The following is a 21,355-nucleotide window of genomic DNA, read 5'->3' on the forward strand; positions in this document are numbered from 1 at the left end:
TCATGTAGTATTGTAATGTCGCGCATGGTGTTGTTCTAGTTTGTTTTTGGCGAAATTGATTAGATCAAACAGCACCATGCGTGTCTACTAATTGATTGTACAAGGAATTATCTGGGGATTCCCTAGATTAGGGCGTTATGCATATTTATCGGGAGCCGTATGGATATCGAGGTTTTTCTAAAAGAGCGAGTTACTTTTGCTAATAACTTCTATGAACAAGGTTGTAAACCTTTTAAAGAAATCATGGAGTTAATTGAGCAAGAAAAGACTCCATATGAGCCTGTATATGATGAATCAGGAGAACCTCAGTTCATTCATGAGTGGCTTGAAGCTAGAGATGGCGTTGAATCTATAGGTTTAGCTGCAGTGTCTATGCTGTCATCATCCTTGCAATTATATATGAATGAGTGGCTAAACCGTGTTGAAAAATCAAGCTCGCCGTTCAATAGAAAAGGAAGTAAAGGTTGGTTCAATGCGCTCAAAAACTGCATGAAAAATGAAGGTGTAGATTTTTCAGCTTGTCCCGCTGATCTAAACGCTATCGAGCAATTGGTTTTAGCAAGGAATAGGACACAGCATGCGGAAGACATAACATCAAATACAATTAGCCATAGAGCACTGGAGCTAGCTAAGTTTCCTTCCCCATTATTTGTGGACCCTCAAGATCAAGCTCTATCATATAACTGGTTTGGTCAACCGAGGGTTTATGCTGGCAAACATCAAATTGAGACCATATCTCAAGAGATATTAGATTTCTGTGATTGGCTAGAGCATGAGTATCGGCGTATATATGCATAACAAGTTACTCAAAAGGACGCAAAACGCTTGGCTTGCGCTCCTTCGTCGCTAATTTTAGCCAAGCATTTATGCGCCCATTAGAAAGGCGTTATATGCCTAGCGCCTTTACATATAATTTTCGTCAGTCAAAAGGATTGAAATGCTATACTTAATATTCACGATTCTGCTTTGTTTTCTTGGTCTCTTTACGTTTGTACCTAAATTTAAAAGTGTTATTGAGCGCCATAGTGTAGGTATTAATTTTTTTCTCACTCTTGTTGCGACATTAGTTGGTGTTCTATTAGCCATATCTATTACAAATTACGAAGCGAAACAAAAAGAAAAACAAGATGTAATTAAACTCTTAATGTCATCGATCTCTTCAGTAGAGACGTGTTATGAATATAGTGAAGAATTAATAGAGTATTTTAATAAGTTGCCAAAAGAAGATGAGTTGAGGACTGGGTTTTATTCAAAGAATCCACCACCGTACCCAGAATATTTAGACACTTTCTTAATGCAAAATGTAGTTAGCAAAAATTTATCAGGGACAACGTTAAGTGAGCTGAACGAATATTTAATCAACCTTAAAAGAAGTCGTACATTTAATGCTCCTTTATATCTCAAGGTTTTAGAACAAACACTAAAACTCTTAGAATTAGAAGTGGCATATCAAAAAGGTCACATTAATGAAACTCAATTGGACTTAAAGTTAAGTGCAATTGAGAAAATTTTAACGACAACAGGCAGATAACAGGTTACTCAAAAGGACGCAAAACGCTTGGCTTGTGCTACTTCGTCGCTAATTTTAGCCAAGCATTTGTACGCCCATTAGTAAGGCGTTTGACGCTTTAAGGGATTAAATGGAATTTTGTCTTCTTGCGGATGATCCATCCGCTGCCGATACGGTTGCTCAGTGGTATTACGACCAGTGGTGTCGTGCGTCTGGCCGTCACTCCTTCCAGTTTGTTCGTGAGAATGTCTCATCTGCTATCTGTCGTCTTGGTGCGCCTATGATAGTGCTCGCTAAGTAAAAAGGTGAACTGGTGGGGGCGGCAGAGTTGAAAATCCGCGAAATGGAGATGTTTCCTGTGTATGAGTTCTGGCTCGGTGGTGTCTACGTCCGCGAGCAGTCTCGTGGTCAGGGAGTGGCATCGGCGCTCGTGAAAGAAGTACTTAGGCAAGCGCGCAGGGCGGGTATCGCTATGCTGTACCTGCAAACCGAAGACTTGTCTGGCGGCTTATATACCCCATTCGGCTTTAGGCATCTGGAGCAAGTTGACTCAAAAGGTGTACTTGTCACTGTCATGGTGGCAGAGACAGGTGTATAACTGTGGGGGTACTCGTCCGTTGCGGCGTTAGTTAGTCGCAGTGCTTGTTGAAAAGGCCTGAAACCCGCACTTTTTTAGCATGGATTTTCGGCCATCGAACAAAATACACAGTCACGAGTTTGCCTATGTTGCTGGCCTAATGGTAGGGGGTAATAATGAAAGTAAAGTTTACTTTTTTGTGTGTTTTTCTGTTTCCTTTGTCTGCTATTGGCGCTGCTGACTCAGAAATCGAGCAGTTAGAAAATCGAGTCCATGAGCTAAAAATAAAAGCAGAGCGTGCCCAGGCTGAGTATTTAAATGCTAAATCTGAACTTGAGAGACTGCAAAAGTCAAAGGCAACGAACAAGAAGACTGATTATGAAAAGTCAGATACGCCGCCCACCTCTGTTTTCAACAACAAGCGAATGTGGAATCCGGAAAGAATATTGTGGGAGAACAAATTTTTCAAATGCGGCAATTATTTAGCCGATGGGCGTTGTGAATACGTCGTTGAAATGAAAAATGTGAGAATAACCCTAGACAAAGACTGATGAGAAAAGTGATGGGCACAGCCAACTCGTCAAGGCGTCAATTGTACTAGTGCTCCTGCGTTCAATAGTAACACTTAGATAGTGTCATTTCTCCTGCGAAAATGCCGGATAATTTTTATATCAATAGGTTAGGTTGGCTTGGTGCTGTAAAAATGGTGCGAAGGAATGCTGATTTTCCCTGAAGAGAACAGGCATCTTCCGGTTAATTGCCGCTATTTTGGTGTGCAGACTCTGCAGCGCTTCCCGCTTCCCGCTTCCCGCTTCCCGCTTCCCGCTTCCCGCTGAGACTTTTTGCTTTTCTTTAAACAAAAAAAGGCCGCGGTGGGGACCGCGGCAAAAGACCTTATCCTTGTCTATGACCTAAAGGGGTTACATCGTTGTGTGTTGTGTTGGAGCCTACCTTATCGAGCAGGGTAGGCTCCGTTGTTGTATGAGCTTAGAAGCTGTAACGTGCGCCAATGGCGTAACGGGCAGCGTTTTGCTGAGCCAGCAGCATCTGCTCCTCGTAGCGGCCGTAGACACGTTTTTCCTGCTCAAGCACGTTGATGCCTTCGGCGAAGATGGACAGATTGTCGGTGAGCTGGTAGCTCACGCTGATGTCCAGCTGACCATAGGCCTCGGTGAACTGAGGGGCTGGTCCACCGGCTTCCGCCTGACCCATGCCCGACAGGAAGGTGTCGCGCCAGTTGTAGGCCATACGGGCCTGCAGGCCGTAGTTCTCATAGAAAACTGAGAAGTTGGCTGAATCTGACAGGCCGGGCAGGGCAAACTGCTCGTCGACACGCTCAACATCGTACTCGGTATCGCCATCCACCAGGGTGTAGTTGGCGGCAAAGCCAAAGCCGGTATCCCAGAACCAGTGCTGCCACGCAAACTCGAAACCGTTGATATTGAGATCTTCGACGTTGTTAGGCTTGCTGATGTTCCATTCGGCCACTGGGTCACCACCCGCCTGAGGGACACGGCCCTCGGCATTGCCATATCCGTTGTCGATAAGCCACTGGAACACGGCTTCATCGCTTGGGGTCTCATTGTTGGCAATCAGCTCGGCGCGGGCCTGCTCGGCGGCGGCACCTAGGTATGGGTCGCGTAGGTGGTCATACTCGACCGTGTCTATGGTGTTCATCAGGAAGTTTTCCACTTCCTTGTTGAAGTAACCCACCGACACATAGCTGGCACTGTCGTAGTAGTATTCCACTGACAGATCAATGTTGTGCGAGCTAAATGGCTTCAGGGCAGGGTTACCGGCAAAACCTGTGCGTGAGCCCACCTTGGGAATCGGCGTCAGTGCCGTCGTGGCACGCATCGACCCTAGGGTTGGACGGCTGATGGTGCGGCTATAACTGAAGCGTGCAATCACGTCCTCGACCACTTCCAGGTTGATATCCAGATTTGGCAGGAACTCCTTGTAGTCATGGGTTTCATGGCTGTAGCTGAAGTCATCGGCATAGACGGTTTGCCACTCGGTGGGGTTGAGCCACACCAGCTGCTGGGCTTCCTGCTGCATAGAGCTTGCGGTCACATCGGTTTGCTCGTAGCGCAGGCCGGCCACGATACTCAGCGGCATGCTGTTGAACTCACTCTCGATGTTGACCTGAATATAGGCGGCCGTGGTGTCTTCTTTGATCAGGTGATCATCTTGCCAAGGCGCCGATACGTACTCGACGTCGTAAAGTGCCTCGGCCTTTTCCATGGCGGCCTGCTGATCATAGGTGTAGTAGTAAGGGATCAGCATGTCGCTGCCACCACCCGAGAAGTCAGACAGGAAGTCAGACCCAAGGCCAACGTAGCTAACGTCGTCTTTCCACAGCCCCATGTTGCCGTACCAGCCTGCGCTGATAGGGCCGGTGTAAGAGCCTTGTGCACGGGTTTCCATCGAGGTGAAGGAGAGTCCGAAATCGATAGAGGAGAGGGCGTCGTTGTTCTCGTTTATCCAGCGGCCGTCAAACTGATACTGGTTAATGTCGGTTTCGTTGCGACCGGCGCGTACCCCGGCAAATAGCGAGGCGTAGTGCTCGGGGAGCAGGTGTGGCTCGCCGTTTGGATTGAGCGTGCCATAGTTAGCATCAAGCAGCGGGATCTCAGTGCCGGTTGCATCATAGGTCTTGTCGGCGATGTTAAGCGCACCCAGGATGAAGAACTTGTTATCGGCGCTATTGCCCAGGGTACCCTCGGCGGTGGCGCTTGAATCGTGGGCATCGAATCTCAGTTCAAGGTTATCGCTCGCCTGCCACTTGAGGTTAAAGCCCAGCGACTTATTGATGTTGTCCGAGGCATTTTGTTGCATGGTGCTCGAGTAGTCGCCGCCCACTTCGGTCACATAGTCGAAGGTGCCATGCTCGTTGATATGGGCGTTAGTGGCGTTACCCGGGCCTGAGAACCACAAGCCCCAGGTATCGGCATTAGAGACATCCGACAGCTTGGAGTAGGTGTAGTCCAGGGTCATCTCCAGGTCGTCGTTAGGCGCATATTGAAACACCGCCTGGGCGTTGGTGCGTTCGCGCTCTGTGTCCTGGCTGGCAAAGCCTATGTTACGGGCGTAGAAGGTGTTGCCATATGGGTTTTGGTTTTCGTTAACTACCACGGCATTAGGGTTGAGCTCGCCATCGATATTCTGGCGCCAGCCGTCTATGGTGGCGCGCTTGGTGTTGCTGTCACGCTTCTGGTATGAGGCGGATACACCAAAACCCAGTGAATCGTCCATGAAGGTGTTGCTGAAGATCCCTGAGATCTCTGGGGTGACCGAGCTGCCATCTTCTACGCTGCTGTCGTTGTGGGCTTTAACCCCCACAGTGGCGACCAGGTCGCGGGTGTCGAAGGGGCGGGCAGTACGGATGTTGATGGTAGAGCCTATGCCACCCGAGCTGATATCGGCCTTGCCTGTCTTGTATACCTCGACGCCGCTGATCGCGTCGGAGGCCAGGTTGGCAAACTCAAATGAGCGGGTAGACTCGCCGGCCACCTGGGCGGTCGGCATGGTGCGGTTGTTGAGCAGCACCAGGTTAAAATCGGGGCCAAAGCCACGTACCGTCACCTTGCTGCCTTCGCCGTTGACACGGTCGATAGACACGCCAGAGATACGTTGCAGCGATTCGGCTAGGTTAGTATCGGGGAATTTACCGATATCTTCGGCAGAGATCGCATCGACCACCCCGGCAGACTGACGTTTGAGGTCCATGGCCTTAGCCTGTGAACCGCGCACGCCGGTGACTTGGATAACTTCGATATCGCCATCGACCACAGGGGCCTCTTCGGCAACGGCGGGTAGGGCAGACAGCAGACCCAGCACCAGTGAGATCTTGGTGGCTAGCTTTGTTCTTTTAAATTCTAATTGTCGCATCAGGTTCCTCTCCCAGAGACCCTTGGCTGCCAAGGGACGCTATTGATGTAAAGCTTACCGCTTTGCATACAACTTTTCCTGCAATCGCAAAATGTAAGCGCTTACATAAATTAAGACCTGGATACTTTTATGTCAACCGCTGGTCGTAAAAATGTTGTCAAAATGTTGAATCGTGATAACGAGCGTTATGCCAGGAGTCTTGTGTAACCAATTGAATGTTAATTGGATAATTGAATTTCCTTCTGCCGGGTTAATGCTAAATATTTTTTGAAAGCGCTTACATTTATGGTGGCGACTTTTGCCAAAAACGGGTCAAGCGGGGGAGTGGAGCTAGGCCAAATTGGTTATCGAGAGGCTTAGTCGTAACGGATTCGGCTGGGGATAGGCTCAGCTGGGGACTGGCTCGGCTGCGGACAGACTCCGCTGTGTATAGGCCCAGCTGCCTACAGACACTGGCGCAGACAGGCTTGGCTTTAAATGGGTACGGCTTAGTTTTAACCGAGGGCGGCTTAGCTTTAATCGAGGGAGGCTTAGACGGACTGAGGTGCGGAGAGAGGTGCGGTCAGATTCATAGGACAGGCTAGCTGCGGGGCAGCTAGCGCTATTGAGAATAGATCTTTCTGGGCGAGCGCTGTGGCGGCTAGGCCTGTGCCTGCTAGCCCAGTATCAGTTAGCTCAGTACCTGTTAGCCCAGTGCCCGCTGCACCGACTCACGCACCACCAGTTGGGGTTCGAATTTGTGGTTGAATTCGATATCGCTCTGGCCGTACACCTCTTTGAGTACCCAGTTGGCGGCCATGTGCCCCATATCCTGGATAGGGTTAGACACAGTGGTTAGCTTAGGCGAAATGTAGCGCGGGAAGGGGATATCATCGAAGCCGACGAAGGAGATCTCCTCTGGCACCCGTAGGCCCCGCTCGAGACATAGGGCGATGGCGCCTGAGGCCATCTGATCGTTGGCGCACACCACGGCACTAAACGGCTCACCGCTATCGAGCAGCGTCGCCATGCCTTCGTAGCCACCCTCTTCACGAAAGTCGCCCTCGAAGAATAGTGCCTCATCGAAGGCCAGGCCGTGCTCGGCCAGCGCCTGCTTGTGGCCCTGCAGACGCTCTCTGGCATCGAGCTTAAACAGGGGACCCGAGATATAGGCGATGCGGCTGTGGCCAAACTCCAGCACATGCCTGCTGGCGAGTAGGCCGCCCTTGAGGTTGTCCAGATGCACGCAGCGATCCGCTATCCCCTCAACGTGCCGGTTGATCAGTACCACAGGGGTCTTGCCCTGGCACAGCTCTCTCAGGTAGTCGTTGGTAACAATTTCGGCATCTACAATCAGCGCATCGCAGCCGCGGGAGAGCAGAAACTCCACCGCTTCTTTCTCCTGGGCGGCATCGCTGTGACCGGCGGCGATGATCACGTGCTTATTGGCCGAGCGCAGTACAGATTCGATCTCCCGCATCAGGGGACCGTAGAAGGGACCATCGAGCTGGGAGACCAGGACGCCTACGCTGTTGGAGCGATTAGAGGCCAGCGACTGCGCTATGGTGTTGGGCCGATAGTCCAACTGCGCCATGGCATCGTGGACCTTCTGGCGGGTCTTGTCGCTGACTTTGCCGGTATTATTCACCACCCGGGAGACGGTCGCCAGGGACACGCCTGCCAGTAGTGATACGTCATAAATTGTGGCCATAAATGCTTGGCTTTCCTTGCTATGTGCCTGAATGTTTTTGTTTCAGCGCGGTATTGATTTGGGTAACCATTTGAGTGTCCAGTGTATAGCGTCGCATGACAAAGGCAACCGCAATCGAAGCAAGCGCCGGGTAAAGGGTAAAGCAGAGCAAGATCCCATCCAGGGTCTTCTGGCTTTGCACCGTATCGGCCTCATAACCGTAGGCGGCCAGCAACCAGCCAGCGAGGGCGCCGCCGATGGCCAGTCCCAGCTTGATGAAGAAGATCACCGAGGAGTACACCAGGCCTGTGGTGCGAACGCCTGTCTTGAATTGGCCATAATCGACCGTGTCGGCCATCTTGGCCCACAACAGCGGAGTGCCCATATTGATGGTGAAGTTCCAGGCTATATAGAGCACCAAGGCTAGCAGGTATTGTTCACCCGGGACAAACCAGGCCAGCAGGCACAGGACGGCGGCGATCAGCTGTAGGCCGATATAGGCCTTTACCTTGCAGATCTTGTCGGCGAGCTTCTTTGCTAGCGCCACCCCGACTATGTTGCCTATGACGCCGCTGGTGACAAACAGGCTGATCATATCCTCACGGCCGAGGAAGTATTTGACGTAGTAGATGGCCAGGGTGGACTTAAGCACCAGGCCGGTTAACAGGAAGATGGCCGCCAGCGACAGCACGCGCCATTGATCGTTCGCCCAAAGCGCCTTGGCGGCGGCTTTCATGTTGTCGCTGCCTTCGTCCTTGCTAAAATCCCGCTCCTTGGTGCCGGCAAAGCAGAGCAAGAACATGATGGTGCCCAGTATGCTCATGGCCAGTATGGTGAGTTGGTAACCCTTAGCCTTGTCGCCATTGCCGAAGAAATCCACCAGGGGCAGGGTGAGGGAGCTCACCATCAGGCCGCCTAACATGGCAAACACGAAGCGGTAGGACTGCACAGATACCCGCTCGGCCGGATTGGTGGTGAGCGCCGCGCCCAAGGCGCAGTAGGGGATGTTGATTGCCGTGTAGGCCAGCATCAGCAGGGCATAGGTGAGCAGGGCGTAGATCTCCTTGCCGCTCTCGTTGAAATCAGGTGTGGTAAAGGCCAGTACGCTGATGGCGGCGAAGGGCAGGGCGCACCACAAGAGGTAGGGGCGATATCGCCCCCAACGGGTATGGGTGCGATCGGCCAGATAACCCATCAGCGGGTCGGTCACCGCATCCATGATACGCACCGCCAGAAACATGGTGCCGACGAAGGCGGCGGAGATACCGAAGATGTCGGTATAAAAAAACGTCAGAAACAGCATGACGGTTTGAAATACGATATTGCTGGCGGTATCGCCAAGCCCGTAGGCGACTTTCTCTCTAATGCTTAACATGGCGACCTCCTATTATTATTCTTGTTGGCCCAGTGTTTGCCTTTGTGCAAGCAGGCCTTGGTAGGCTTTGGCGCTTGATTTAAGGGTACGCTGCTGGGTGAGGTAGTCTACATATACCAGACCGAAGCGTTTACGGTAACCCTCTGCCCATTCGAAATTATCCATCAGGCTCCAGGCAAAATAGCCCTGAACATCCACACCGGCCTCGATAGCCTGGTGTACGGCCAGCAGGTGAGATTGCAGATAAGCCAGCCGCATGGTGTCGTGGACCTCACCGTCTTGCATCACATCCTCTTCGGCGGCGCCGTTTTCCGTGATGTAGATGGGTGGTAAGGCGAATTCGCTCGACAGATCTTTGAGTAACTCGGTAAAGGCGTCCGGGCAGATCTCCCAGTCCATGGCGGTGCGGGGCACGTTGTCGATGCGTACATCCTCAAAGCCTAGCTCACCACCGGCGCGATAGACGTTGCGGGTGTAGTAGTTGATGCCCAGATAATCCATCTCGGCGGTGATGATATCCATGTCGCCCGGTTGGATCTCGGGTCTCTCCTGCGGGGCGAGCCGATCGATGATCTCTGGGTAACGGCCCTGCATTAGGGGCATCAGATACCAGAGGTTATGGTATTCGTGCGCCTGACGCGCGGCGTAGGCATCCTCTGCTGAATCGCTATGGGGATAGGCCGGGCTGAAGTTGAGCACTATGCCCGCCTTGGCATGGGGCGCGAAGCGTCTAAGCTCGGCCATGGCCAGGCCGTGGGCCAGCAGCAGGTGATGGGCCGCTGTGCGACCTTGGCTGCGGCTCTGGTGACCAGGTGCATGCACGCCGACCTCATATCCCAGGTAGGCGCTGCAGAATGGCTCGTTGAGGGTCGAGTAGGCGTAGACCCGGTTGCCCAGCTCCTGTGCCACCACGCGGCTGTAGTGGGCGAAGGCATGTGCCGTGTCTCGGTTGAGCCAGCCGCCGTTATCTTCCAGATGTTGGGGCAGATCCCAGTGATACAGGGTGACGAACACCTTGATATTGCGCACCCGCAATGCGTCCAGCAGGGCGATGTAGAAGTCCATGCCTAGGCGGTTGATGCTGCCATCCTGATTGAGTACCCGTCCCCATGAGATCGACAGACGATAGACGTCGACTCCCAGTGAGGCGATCAGCTGTACATCCTCACGCCAGCGATTGATATGGTCGCAGGCGACCTTGCCATCGGAGCCATCGGCGATTTTGCCTGGCGTGGCACAGAAGGTGTCCCAGATGTTGGGTAAACGATGCTGATAATCGCCCTCGATCTGAAATGAAGCGGTGGCGACACCAAACAGAAAATCCTTGTTCATCAGGCGCGAATCTCTCGGCAGGGTAAAAGGTGTTACGTGTGTCATGGTGATCCCGTTCCCAAAATCGTTCCCTGTTGTCGGCCTGTTCTGCCGCGCTGTCGAGGTGCTGTCGCGGCCTCTTGCGGTCAAAATAGGTTGACAAAGGTTAACTCAGTGTTAAAAATGAAAGCGCTTACATTAATCTAGTGGCAGAAGTCACAAAGGTCAATCACCAATGCGAATTACCTTGTCGCAAGCATAAAAATTAAAGGAGACAAGATGGCTACTGCACCCAGTCCGAGTGTCGTCACATCACAAGCCGGTAACAAAGACCACTTTGGCTTTGCCCTGGCATCGTTAACGACGCTGTTCTTCATGTGGGGCTTTATTACCTGCCTCAACGATATTCTGATCCCGCATCTCAAGGCGGTGTTTAACCTCAACTACGCTCAGGCGATGTTGATCCAGTTCTGTTTCTTCGGCGCCTACTTTCTGGTGTCGGTTCCCGCGGGGGCGCTGGTGAAGCGCCTGGGTTATCAAAAGGGCATAGTGGTGGGGCTGCTGACCGCTGCCCTGGGCTGTGGTCTCTTCTATCCTGCAGCCGTGTCGGCCACCTACGGCCTGTTCTTGGCGGCGCTGTTTGTGTTGGCGAGCGGCATTACCGTGTTGCAGGTGGCCGCCAACCCCTATGTGACGGCGCTAGGTCCGGTGGAGACGGCATCGAGTCGACTCACCCTGACCCAGGCCTTTAACTCCCTGGGCACCACCATAGCGCCGGCCTTCGGCTCCTTGCTCATTCTCTCTGTGGCCGCCGGCGCCTCTGCCGAGGCAGAAGCCGAAGCGGTGAAGCTTCCTTACTTGCTGCTGTGCGCCATGCTGGTGGCTCTGGCTCTGGTATTTGCCCTGCTGAAACTGCCCCATATCGACAGCCAGGAGGAGTCGCAACCGGGGGAAGAGGTCGTCAGTGCCCTAAGCCATCGCCATCTGGTGCTGGGGGCGGTAGGCATCTTCGTCTATGTGGGTGGTGAGGTTGCTATCGGCAGCTTTCTGGTTAACTTCCTTGGTCAGGCGAGTGTGGCAGCAATGGAGGAAGCCGAGGCGGCCCATTACATCGCCTTCTACTGGGGCGGTGCCATGGTGGGACGTTTCATCGGTGCGGCCGTGATGCAGAGAGTGCCTGCGGGTAAGGTCTTGGGCTTCAATGCGGCCATGGCGGCATTGCTGGTGGTGATCGCCATGATGAGCCAGGGCATGCTGGCCATGTGGGCGATTTTGGCCGTCGGCCTGTTTAACTCCATCATGTTCCCGACCATCTTCAGCCTGGCGCTGAAAAACTTAGGCCCGGCCACGGCTCAGGGCAGTGGCATTTTGTGTCTTGCTATCGTCGGTGGCGCCGTGGTGCCCCTGGCTCAGGGATTGATCGCCGACGCCGCCGGACTGTCGATCTCCTTCCTGCTGCCTGTGCTCTGCTATGCCTATATCCTCTTCTATGGCCTTAAGGGAGCTGAGCCTGTGGAGGTGAAACAATGAAGCTGCCCGTTTTAGCCCAGCCAGTTTTAGACCTGCCGGTAAGGGCCTTGTCCTATGCGGCGCTGGCGTTGACCTGGTTATCGGCGGGCGCCCAGGCGAGCGAACGAGAACCTGCTCGAGAAGTGACTCGCTGGCCAGCCAGTGTCTATAAGGTTAGCGCCGATCCCTCGCTGGAGGCCAGGGTCGACAGTTTGCTTGCCGGGATGACCCTTGAGCAGAAGGTGGCGCAAGTTATTCAGCCCGAGATCCGCGACTTTAGCGTGGAAGATATGCGCCGTATCGGCTTTGGCTCCTACCTCAACGGTGGGGGCTCGTTTCCCGGCAATAACAGCCGGGCGAGCGCCAGCGACTGGGTGGCCCTAGCCGATGCCATGTATCAAGCGGCGATGGATACCAGTCAAGATGGCGTAGCCATTCCCCCCCTGTGGGGCACAGATGCCGTGCATGGTCACGGCAATGTCTTCGGCGCGACCCTGTTCCCCCACAACATGAGTCTGGGGGCGACTCGCAACCCAGAGCTGATTAAGGCGATAGCCGCCGCAACCGCCAAGGAGGTTCGCGCGACGGGCATAGATTGGGTGTTCGCACCGACTGTGGCCAATGTCGAGAACCTGCGTTGGGGGCGCAGCTATGAAGGCTATGCCAGAGATCCTGCCCTTATCGAGTCCTATGCCGAAGCCTTCGTTGAGGGAATGCAGGGACAGGGCGAGACCTGGCTCAAGGGCGCCCACACGATCGCCACCGCCAAGCATTTTATCGCCGATGGTGGCACCCAAGGGGGTGATGATCGCGGCGATGCCCAGTTCGATGAGCAGACCCTGATCGCCCGCCATGGACAGGGGTATGTCGGCGCGCTGGCCCAAGGGGTTCAGACTGTGATGGCTTCTTTTAACAGCTGGAACGGTGAAAAGCTACACGGCAGCGAATACCTACTCACCCAAGTGTTAAAAAAACGCATGGGGTTTGACGGTGTTGTGGTCGGCGACTGGTTGGGGCACGCCTTCGTGCCAGGTTGCAGCGGCGAGCGCTGCGCCGCAGCCATCAATGCCGGGGTGGATATACTGATGGCACCTGGGGATAGCTGGCGTAGCCTGTATCCCAACACCATCGCTGATGTGCGCGAAGGCGCGCTGCCCATGGCACGACTGGACGATGCCGTCAGGCGGATCTTGCGGGTGAAGCTGAGAGCTGGTCTGTTTGATGGCAAGGCGCCATCGGCAAGACCCTTTGCGGCGCAGCAGGCCCTGATCGGTCATCCAGCGCACAGGGCGCTGGCGCGCCGGGCCGTTGCCGAGTCTTTGGTGCTGCTGAAAAACAACAAGGTCGGCGAGTCGCCCATCTTGCCTATCTCATCCAAGGCTAAGGTGCTGGTGATAGGCCAGGGCGCCGACAACATTGGCCAGCAGGCCGGTGGCTGGAGCATGACCTGGCAGGGCACGGAAGTGACCAATGCCGACTTCCCCGGTGCGACCAGCATCTTTGCCGGCATCGCCGCGGCCATCCAGGCCGGGGGCGGTGAGGCGCGGCTGAGTGTCGATGGCAGCATTCCCGATGGTTTCAAGCCGGATCTGGTGGTGGCCGTGTATGGCGAGACGCCTTACGCCGAGGGCAACGGCGATCTGGATAATCTCGAATTTCAGCGCGGCGATAAGCAGGCGCTGGCCATGTTAGCAAGCATCAAGGCGCAAGGCTTGCCTCTGGTGTCTGTGTTGCTGTCTGGCAGACCTTTATGGGTCAATCCCGAGCTTAATCTTTCTGATGCCTTCGTGGCCGCCTGGTTACCGGGTAGCGAGGGGGCTGGGGTGAGCGATGTGCTGATTGGCGATGCTCAGGGTAAGCCAAGACAGGACTTTGTCGGTCGTCTGCCATTTCCTTGGCCGGCCAAGCCAGATGGTGATGGTGCGGCGGACCAAGCGCGCGACGCAACACTGTTCGCCCTGTGGCAGGGATTCGATTACCGGCAGGATGCTCGCCTTGCGCAACTGGATGAGTCCAGCGGCGATAGTGGCTTAGCCTCACGCCTGAGCATATTCGACAAGGCGGTGAAGGCCCCCTGGCATCTGGCCGTGGGTGATGATGGTGCCATGCACAGGGTAGGTGCAGGCATATGGCAGCATGAGGGCTGGGCGGTGAGAAGCATCAACCGCGAGGTGCAGGAAGATGCGCGTCAGTTCAGTTTCAGCGCCGCCGGTCATCTGGCCTTCAGAGACGATTTCCCCATGGATCTGAGGCGCTTCGCCAACCAAGACGCGGTACTGAGCTTCGACATGGCACTGGAGCACAAGCCAAGCGTTGCCAAGCTTTCTATGGTCTGTGATGGGCATTGTGGTCGCAGTCTGGATCTTAGCAAGGCGCTGCTGGCCGACGGAAAGTGGCATAGCTACCGGGTGCCGCTGGCCTGCTTCGACTTAGGCGTCAAGGAGCTGTCTAGGGTGTTTAGCCCCATGACGCTGACGCTGGGCGCCGGAGACAGCATCAAGCTGGCGAATGTGGCGATTGACGAGCAGCAAGGTCTGATTCAGCAAGAGGGCCAGCAGCAAAGCCGTCTTATCTCATGCCAGCGTAACTAGGCCTTAACGACAACAAATTAGAGATATTGGAGAGCAGTATGTTTCGCATCGGGATAGATTTGGGCGGCACCAAGATCGAGCTAGTCACCCTTAACAGCAGTGGTGAAGAGGTGTTTCGCCGCCGGGTGCCGACCCCCAGAGGCTACAAGGCAACCCTGGATGCCATCGCCGAGTTAGTGCGCGAGTCTGAGCGTCATACGGGTCAGCTCGCCAGCATAGGCATAGGTATTCCAGGCGTGGTGTCATCTGTGAGTGGCCGGGTTAAAAATTCGAATGCTATCTGGCTCAACGGCCAGCCTATGGACAAGGATCTCTCGGCCATGCTGGATCGCGAGGTGCGCATCGCCAATGATGCCAACTGTTTCGCCCTGTCAGAGGCGGTCGATGGTGCGGCGGCGGGCAAGGCCGTGGTGTTTGGAGCCATCCTGGGCACGGGCTGCGGCGCCGGAATCGCCATCGCCCAGAAGGTACATGGTGGCGGCAACGGCATCGGCGGCGAGTGGGGCCACAACCCCTTGCCTTGGATGACGGCCGAGGAATTTAATTCCACCCGCTGCTTCTGCGGTAATGCCGACTGCATCGAGACCTTTGTCTCTGGCACCGGGTTTGTGCGGGATTTTCGCGCCCATGGTGGCGAGGCGGCCAGCGGCATAGAGATAGTCCAGCTGATGGAGCAGGGGGATGATCTGGCCGAGGCGGCGTTCGGTCGCTTCATCGATCGCTTGGCCCGGGCGCTGGCCCATGTGATCAATCTACTGGATCCCGATGTGATTGTGCTGGGCGGCGGCGTATCGAATATCGATCTGATTTACGAGTTTCTGCCGGCGCTTCTGCCTAAATATGTGCTTGGCGGCGAGTGCGCCACGGCAGTGGTTAAGAATCACCATGGCGCCTCATCGGGTGTGCGCGGCGCGGCGTGGCTCTGGGCGCCCGGCGAGCATGCTGCTCTGCCTGTGCTGACGGAGGTGTGATAGGTCCTATTTTTCTGTCTGTATTGCCTCATGGATGAGGCCCTTTTGTACTTGTGTTTTTGGCGCCCGATCGGTTCGATTGAGGCGTCTTTTTTTTATTTTGCATGCCTTAAATGTGAATCAGACGTTGTAAGTTTTTCGGCCGCTGGGCAGAATGACGCTTTGGCTTTGGCGCATGATGATTTGGGGGAGTGAGTGGCCAATTTAATGTTATTGCTGGCGGCGGCCATCTGGGGTTTTGGTTTTGTGGCGCAGCGCCTGGGAATGGAGAGCCTGGAGCCCTTTGCTTTTAACGGCCTGCGCTTCGTGATTGGCGCCCTGAGCCTGTTGCCGCTCATCTGGTTCCTGCAGCGTCGGGGCAGGCTAAAGGGGGTGAAGGATAGCGGTTTTCTACCAAGGGCGCTGCTCGGTTCATCGGTATGTGGCGGCATCCTCTTCATCGCCGCCTCCTTTCAACAGGTGGGTCTGCTTTACACCACGGCGGCGAATGCCGGGTTTATCACCGGGCTCTACATAGTGCTGGTGCCCGTGTTGGGCTTGCTGCTGAAACACAGTACTGGCAGCAATACCTGGATTGGCTGCGCCGTGGCCGCGGTGGGCCTCTACTTCTTAAGCGTGGGCGAGAATTTTTCAGTCACCTATGGCGACGGTCTGCAACTCATCGGCGCGCTCTTCTGGGCCATGCATATTCTGGCGGTGGACCATTTTACCTCCCGGGTTGCCCCCGTGGTATTGGCCTGCGGCCAGTTTTTGGTCTGTGCCTTGGCAAGCTTCCTGGTCTCGCTGGTGCTGGAAACCACCACTATGGCAGGTGTTCAAGAGGCCTGGGCGGCCCTGGCCTATGCGGGCCTAGTGTCGGTAGGCGTGGCTTATACCCTGCAGGTGCTGGCGCAGAAACATGCCCATCCCGCCCATGCGGCCATCATCTTGAGCTTGGAAACTGTATTTGCCGCTATCGGCGGTATCCTGTTTCTGGGGGAGAGCCTGTCGGGGAGGGCGCTGTTTGGCTGCGCTTTGATGTTGCTGGGGATGTTGATAAGTCAGCTACCGCTGCGCTATCTAGTGAAATCCAGGCAAGAAAAAGCGGCATAATTGCCGCTTTTTCTTGGGCTACTCATAAACTATTACACTCTGACTAATCGACGATATCCAGCACCACGTCGTCGCCTATGGTGTAGAGAGCCTGGGTGAGTCGCTGCTCGGCGGCCTCATCTTTTACGCTAAGGCTAAAGTTGGCGCGAAACAGGGCGACCCCCGTGTGGCTGGCGGTCTCGTAATGGGTGGAGAGACGCTCGATGTTGGCACCCAGCTCATTGATCTTATTTGAGATATCATGTACCAGACCGGGTCTGTCGTAGGCCACCAGAGAGTAGCGTCGTATGGTCTGCGGCGCCTGGGCCTTGCGGGTCTTGGCGTAGGTGAGGGTGAGGCCTTCGATGCATTCCAGATTTTCCAGCAGTGTGTCCCAGTTGGCGGCGGGGACTTCCAGCAGCAAGATGGCGGCGAAGATGCCGTCGATATGGCGCAGCTCAGAGTCGAGCCAGTTACCGCCGTGGCGGCTCACGCTGTGGGCAATCTGTTCGACCAATCCCGGTTTATCGGCGACTTGCAGGGTAACTAAATATCGTAACATTTCGCATAGGCTCCATCAGTTGGTTGAGTGCAGTATCGCCACGCCCCCAGAAAGGGGGCGGTTGAATCAATTTCCGGCATTAACAATATGAAAAGCGACTGAAAAAGTTAAACAAGCTCCTATAATGATGACATTTTCTGTCTGTAACATTAGTGTCATCTTTGCGTCATATAATCCCGACTGTCAGAAAAAGGGCTTGCCTCGATTCACTATAGTTAACATAGCAGAAACGACAATCCCAGCGAAAACTCTACTGAACAAAAATTAACGAGGTTCTTAATGGAAACTCAGGTCATTCAACCTGGTTCTACTGCAACAGATTTGTTGATGGGCAAGGGCTCCAGCAAGCGAGCATTTAAGGATAAGCTCACCCAGTTTGGGGTGACGATGGGCGGTACCATGGTCTTCGTGGCGCTCTTGCTGATCTTTTTCTACCTACTCTATGTTGTAAAGCCGATTTTCGATGGGGCAGATGTCACGCCAGTGATGAATGTCGAACTGCAGGATGTTACGTCGCCAGTGCTCATGGTGGGCAGTGACGAGCAAAACGAGATCCTCTATCGCGTGTCGCAAGATGGCGGGGTCAGCTTCTATAGCGCCCTGAGTGCCAACTTAGTCAAGCAGGCACACATCGATGTGCCCCAGGACGCCGAGATCGTCAGCAGCGTTGCCAGCGTTCCGAACGAGCAGCGTTTTGCCTTCGGCCTCTCTAACGGCCAGGTGATCATAGGCGGCGTTAACTTTGCCGTGACCTATCCTGATAACAAGCGTCTCATCACCCCAAGCCTGCGTTATCCGCTGGGCGAAACGCCGCTGCAGGTGTCTGAGTCGGGCACGCCGCTTTATCAGCTCGCCTTCGCCTCAGCCTCTGACAAACTTAGCTTCGCCTACCATGATGCCGAGGGCCGCTGGTTCCTGACCCGCCATAACGGCGAAGAGAACATGATGACCGAAGAGGTGGAGTGGGAAGCCACCACCAGTCAGCTTAACGAGGCGCCTGCTCAGGTGGATCAGCAGTTGATGACCCCAGATCAGCGCCAACTACTGCTGCGCTCTGGCAATCGCCTGTACGTTTACGATATCCGCTATGTGGATGAGATTGCCCTGAGTCAGGTGATCGAGCTTGAACGCGCCAAGACCAAGGTGACCGACGTGGCCCTGTTGGCCGGTGCCAGTTCTCTGCTGGTGAGCTATGACAATGGTCAAATTTATCAGTATTTCCAGGTTAACGGCGATAAGGGTCGCCAGTACCAGGAGATCCGTGACTTTAAGAACAAGGCGGGCGTCAAGCGCATCGCCGGAGAGTTCTACCGTAAGAGTTTTGCCACAGTGAGCGAGTCTGGCGAGCTGGATCTGCTTTACACCACCAGTGAGCGCAAACTCTTCACCGAGAGCTTCGATCTGGCTCACGCCACTCAGATGAGCTTTAGCCCACGCGCCAATGCCTTGGTGGTCGAGGCGGGTAACAAGCTACACCTGTTTGCGGTGGAAAATAGCCACCCTGAGGTGTCTTGGAGCGCCATGTGGAGCAAGGTGTGGTACGAAGGTTACCCTGAGCCACAATATGTGTGGCAGTCGACCTCAGGTTCGGACGACTTCGAAGCCAAGCTTAGTTTGATGCCGCTGGCATTCGGCACCATGAAAGCCGCACTGTATGCCATGTTATTCGCGACGCCGCTGGCGATTGCCGGCGCCGTCTATACCGCGTATTTCATGTCGCCGAAAGTGCGTGCCGTGGTTAAGCCGACCATCGAGATCATGGAAGCCTTGCCAACGGTTATTCTCGGCTTCCTGGCCGGTCTCTGGCTGGCCCCTCTGATTGAAGATCACCTGCCTGGGATTATCATGTTACTGGTGCTCTTGCCCGTCAGTATCTTGCTGACGGCACTGGCTTGGTACAAGCTGCCGGGTCGTTGGAAACAGCGTCTGCCTGAAACTTACCAAGAGCTGATGTTGGTGCCTGTTATCTGCTTCGTGGGCTGGTTTGCCTTCTATATCAGTCCGAGTATCGAAGTGGCCTTCTTCGGCGGCGATACCCGTCTGTTTATCACCAATGAGCTGGGGATCACCTTCGACCAACGTAACGCGCTGGTAGTGGGCATCGCCATGGGCTTTGCGGTCATCCCAACTATCTTCTCTATCGCCGAGGACGCCGTGTTCTCTGTACCGCGTCACCTGTCTAACGGTAGCCTGGCGCTGGGCGCCACCAACTGGCAGACCCTGACCCGCGTGGTACTGCTTACCGCGAGCCCGGGGATCTTCTCTGCGGTCATGATGGGGCTTGGCCGCGCCGTGGGTGAGACCATGATCGTGCTGATGGCAACGGGTAATACCGCCATCATGGAGTGGAGTGTATTCGAGGGGATGCGTACCCTGGCGGCAAACATCGCCGTGGAGATGCCTGAATCGGCTATCGGCAGCTCGCACTATCGCGTGCTGTTCCTGGCGGCCTTCGTACTGTTTATCTTCACCTTCCTGTTTAACACCATCGCCGAGGTGGTGAGACAGCGTCTGCGTGAACGCTACAGTTCACTGTAAGGGAGGCTGGCATGTTATCGATTTTTAATTTTTCGCCTGTGACGTTAAGAGGCCAATGTAATGGGTAAGTGGTTTAAGTCGGGCTCCCCCTGGATCTGGATGACAGGTGGCGCCGTGAGTATCAGTTTGATTGCCGTGTTGGGCTTGTTGCTATTGATCGCCTGGCGAGGATTGAGCTACTTCTGGCCGGCGGATATCTACCAGTGGGAAGTGGTGGATCAGCAAGGCAAGCGCTCAACCATTATCGGTGAGATCTACGACAAGGAAGAGGTGCCAACCGAACGCCTGATCTCTGCCGGACACAAGTTTAGCGAAGATCCCGGCGAGCTGGTCACCCGCTATCTGATCAAGACGGGTAACCGTGAATTCGTCGGTCTGGATTTTCGCTGGGTGCTGGAGACAGACATTCTGTCGCGCACCACACCAAAAGATGTGGCTAAGCTAGAGCGTAGCAAGAACGGTGACTTCTTCGGTTATCCCATCGCCATTATCGAAGATGGTAAGCGTCTGACGCTGGACGATGTGGAAGCCTCTTTCGAGGAACATATCGAGCGTGCGGTGGCCCTGAGTGACAAAGCCACCTCGCTGCAAAAGCGTGAGATTGGCGCCGTAAACTATGAATTGGAAAACCTGCGTCTTAAGGAGCGTCGTTTTGAACTGGATAACGCCCTGACCGACAGCCGCAAGCTGGAGCTACAGGCCGAGCGTGACAAGCTACAGGCCGATTATAAGGTGTTGGAGAAGGACTTCTTCGCCTTGCGTGAAGAGGCGGGTCGTGATGCGGTGATCGTTCGTGACATGCGCGGCGAAGAGGTGACCCTCAAGCTAGATAGCATCCTGGGTGTTACCTACTCAAACCGTCTGGGTATCATGGGTAAGCTGGGCCACTGGTTTAGCGGCGTAGGTAACTTTGTCAGCGCCGATCCCCGTGAGGCCAACACAGAGGGCGGTGTCTTCCCGGCTATCTTTGGTACCGTTTTCATGGTGTTGCTGATGGCGGTGATTGTGACCCCATTTGGTGTGGTCGCGGCTATCTATCTGCATGAATATGCGAAGAAAGGCCCAATAACTAAGATGATCCGCATCGCGGTGATCAACCTGGCGGGTGTACCGTCAATCGTGTACGGCGTATTTGGCCTTGGCTTCTTCGTCTACATGCTGGGTGGCTCCATCGACCAACTCTTCTACCCTGAAGCCCTGCCGGCACCTACCTATGGCTCGCCTGGGGTGATCTGGTCGGCACTGACCCTGGCGATTCTAACCCTGCCTGTGGTGATTGTGTCTACCGAAGAGGGCCTGAGCCGTATTCCTAGCTCTGTCCGTCAAGGCAGCCTGGCATTGGGTGCCACTAAGGCTGAGACACTGTGGCGTATCATCATCCCTATGGCGAGCCCGGCGATCATGACAGGTCTTATCCTGGCGGTTGCCCGCGCGGCCGGTGAGGTAGCGCCGCTGATGCTGGTAGGTGTGGTAAAGCTGGCGCCGACCCTGCCGATCGATATGAACTTCCCCTTTGTGCACCTGGAGCGTAAGTTCATGCACCTAGGTTTCCATATTTATGATGTGGGCTTCCAGAGCCCCAATGTTGAGGCGGCGCGTCCCTTGGTTTACGCGACCTCCTTCCTGTTAGTGTCTGTGATCGTGAGTCTTAACCTGACCGCCATCGCGGTGCGTAACCACCTGCGCGAGAAGTATCGCTCGCTGGAACACTAACCTAAAACCCGAATTAATCGCGCCTGGGCTAGGCTAGGGCGCGAATAACCTTTATCCTGAAGTGATT

The 21,355-nt window shown here is 54.8% G+C and carries 16 protein-coding genes; 11 read left to right on the forward strand and 5 right to left on the reverse strand.

Going from position 1 to position 21,355, the window contains the following annotated elements:
* Positions 1-159 precede the first annotated feature (159 nt).
* From GNT65_RS00005 to GNT65_RS00020, 5 genes are all read left to right on the forward strand, one after another.
* A complete protein-coding gene (locus GNT65_RS00005) occupies positions 160-798 on the forward strand; it encodes a hypothetical protein (protein WP_160793104.1) in 639 nt (212 codons plus the stop codon).
* Between the two features lie 139 nt (positions 799-937).
* The gene (locus GNT65_RS00010; protein ID WP_160793105.1) at positions 938-1,531 is read left to right on the forward strand and encodes a hypothetical protein; all 594 of its coding nucleotides are present in this window, start codon (positions 938-940) and stop codon (positions 1,529-1,531) included.
* 109 nt (positions 1,532-1,640) lie between these two features.
* Complete coding sequence (locus GNT65_RS20600) at positions 1,641-1,811, forward strand: hypothetical protein (RefSeq protein WP_244952052.1); 171 nt, start codon at positions 1,641-1,643, stop codon at positions 1,809-1,811.
* 12 nt (positions 1,812-1,823) lie between these two features.
* Positions 1,824-2,108, forward strand: coding sequence for a GNAT family N-acetyltransferase (locus tag GNT65_RS20605; protein WP_338091749.1), 285 nt, complete (start codon positions 1,824-1,826; stop codon positions 2,106-2,108).
* 155 nt (positions 2,109-2,263) lie between these two features.
* The gene (locus GNT65_RS00020) at positions 2,264-2,638 is read left to right on the forward strand and encodes a hypothetical protein (protein WP_041511511.1); all 375 of its coding nucleotides are present in this window, start codon (positions 2,264-2,266) and stop codon (positions 2,636-2,638) included.
* 436 nt (positions 2,639-3,074) lie between these two features.
* On the opposite strand, the gene GNT65_RS00025 is transcribed toward GNT65_RS00020, so the two are convergent.
* From GNT65_RS00025 to GNT65_RS00040, 4 genes are all read right to left on the reverse strand, one after another.
* Entirely contained in the window at positions 3,075-5,978 is a 2,904-nt protein-coding gene (locus tag GNT65_RS00025) for a TonB-dependent receptor (protein ID WP_244952054.1), read from the reverse strand.
* Positions 5,979-6,663: 685 nt separating this feature from the next.
* A complete protein-coding gene (locus tag GNT65_RS00030) occupies positions 6,664-7,668 on the reverse strand; it encodes a LacI family DNA-binding transcriptional regulator (RefSeq protein WP_160793106.1) in 1,005 nt (334 codons plus the stop codon).
* 19 nt (positions 7,669-7,687) lie between these two features.
* Positions 7,688-9,022: a glycoside-pentoside-hexuronide (GPH):cation symporter gene (locus GNT65_RS00035; protein WP_160793107.1), complete on the reverse strand. Its 1,335-nt coding sequence runs from the start codon at positions 9,020-9,022 to the stop codon at positions 7,688-7,690.
* A gap of 15 nt (positions 9,023-9,037) precedes the next feature.
* On the reverse strand, positions 9,038-10,399 hold the full coding sequence (locus tag GNT65_RS00040) for a GH1 family beta-glucosidase (RefSeq protein WP_160793108.1): 1,362 nt from the start codon (positions 10,397-10,399) through the stop codon (positions 9,038-9,040).
* Positions 10,400-10,612: 213 nt separating this feature from the next.
* Between GNT65_RS00040 and GNT65_RS00045 the strand changes: the two genes are divergently transcribed.
* The 4 genes from GNT65_RS00045 to GNT65_RS00060 all read left to right on the forward strand — a co-directional run bounded on the left by GNT65_RS00045 (position 10,613) and on the right by GNT65_RS00060 (position 16,496).
* Entirely contained in the window at positions 10,613-11,863 is a 1,251-nt protein-coding gene (locus tag GNT65_RS00045) for a sugar MFS transporter (protein ID WP_160793109.1), read from the forward strand.
* Complete coding sequence (locus GNT65_RS00050; RefSeq protein ID WP_160793110.1) at positions 11,860-14,433, forward strand: glycoside hydrolase family 3 protein; 2,574 nt, start codon at positions 11,860-11,862, stop codon at positions 14,431-14,433. The genes GNT65_RS00045 and GNT65_RS00050 overlap by 4 nt, the downstream gene beginning before the upstream one ends.
* A 38-nt stretch (positions 14,434-14,471) precedes the next feature.
* Entirely contained in the window at positions 14,472-15,404 is a 933-nt protein-coding gene (gene mak, locus GNT65_RS00055; RefSeq protein ID WP_160793111.1) for a fructokinase, read from the forward strand.
* 207 nt (positions 15,405-15,611) lie between these two features.
* Entirely contained in the window at positions 15,612-16,496 is an 885-nt protein-coding gene (locus tag GNT65_RS00060) for a DMT family transporter (protein WP_160793618.1), read from the forward strand.
* A 43-nt stretch (positions 16,497-16,539) separates the two neighbouring features.
* Here GNT65_RS00060 and GNT65_RS00065 read toward each other — a convergent pair whose 3' ends face one another.
* A complete protein-coding gene (locus GNT65_RS00065; RefSeq protein ID WP_041511506.1) occupies positions 16,540-17,037 on the reverse strand; it encodes a glycine cleavage system transcriptional repressor in 498 nt (165 codons plus the stop codon).
* 279 nt (positions 17,038-17,316) lie between these two features.
* Here GNT65_RS00065 and GNT65_RS00070 point away from each other — a divergent pair, with 279 nt between their 5' ends.
* On the forward strand, positions 17,317-19,575 hold the full coding sequence (locus GNT65_RS00070) for an ABC transporter permease subunit (protein WP_160793112.1): 2,259 nt from the start codon (positions 17,317-17,319) through the stop codon (positions 19,573-19,575).
* Between the two features lie 60 nt (positions 19,576-19,635).
* The gene (gene pstA / locus GNT65_RS00075; protein ID WP_160793113.1) at positions 19,636-21,288 is read left to right on the forward strand and encodes a phosphate ABC transporter permease PstA; all 1,653 of its coding nucleotides are present in this window, start codon (positions 19,636-19,638) and stop codon (positions 21,286-21,288) included.
* Positions 21,289-21,355 lie beyond the last annotated feature (67 nt).

The organism is Shewanella insulae (assembly GCF_009831655.1).
GTDB classification, from domain to species: Bacteria; Pseudomonadota; Gammaproteobacteria; order Enterobacterales; family Shewanellaceae; genus Shewanella; species Shewanella insulae.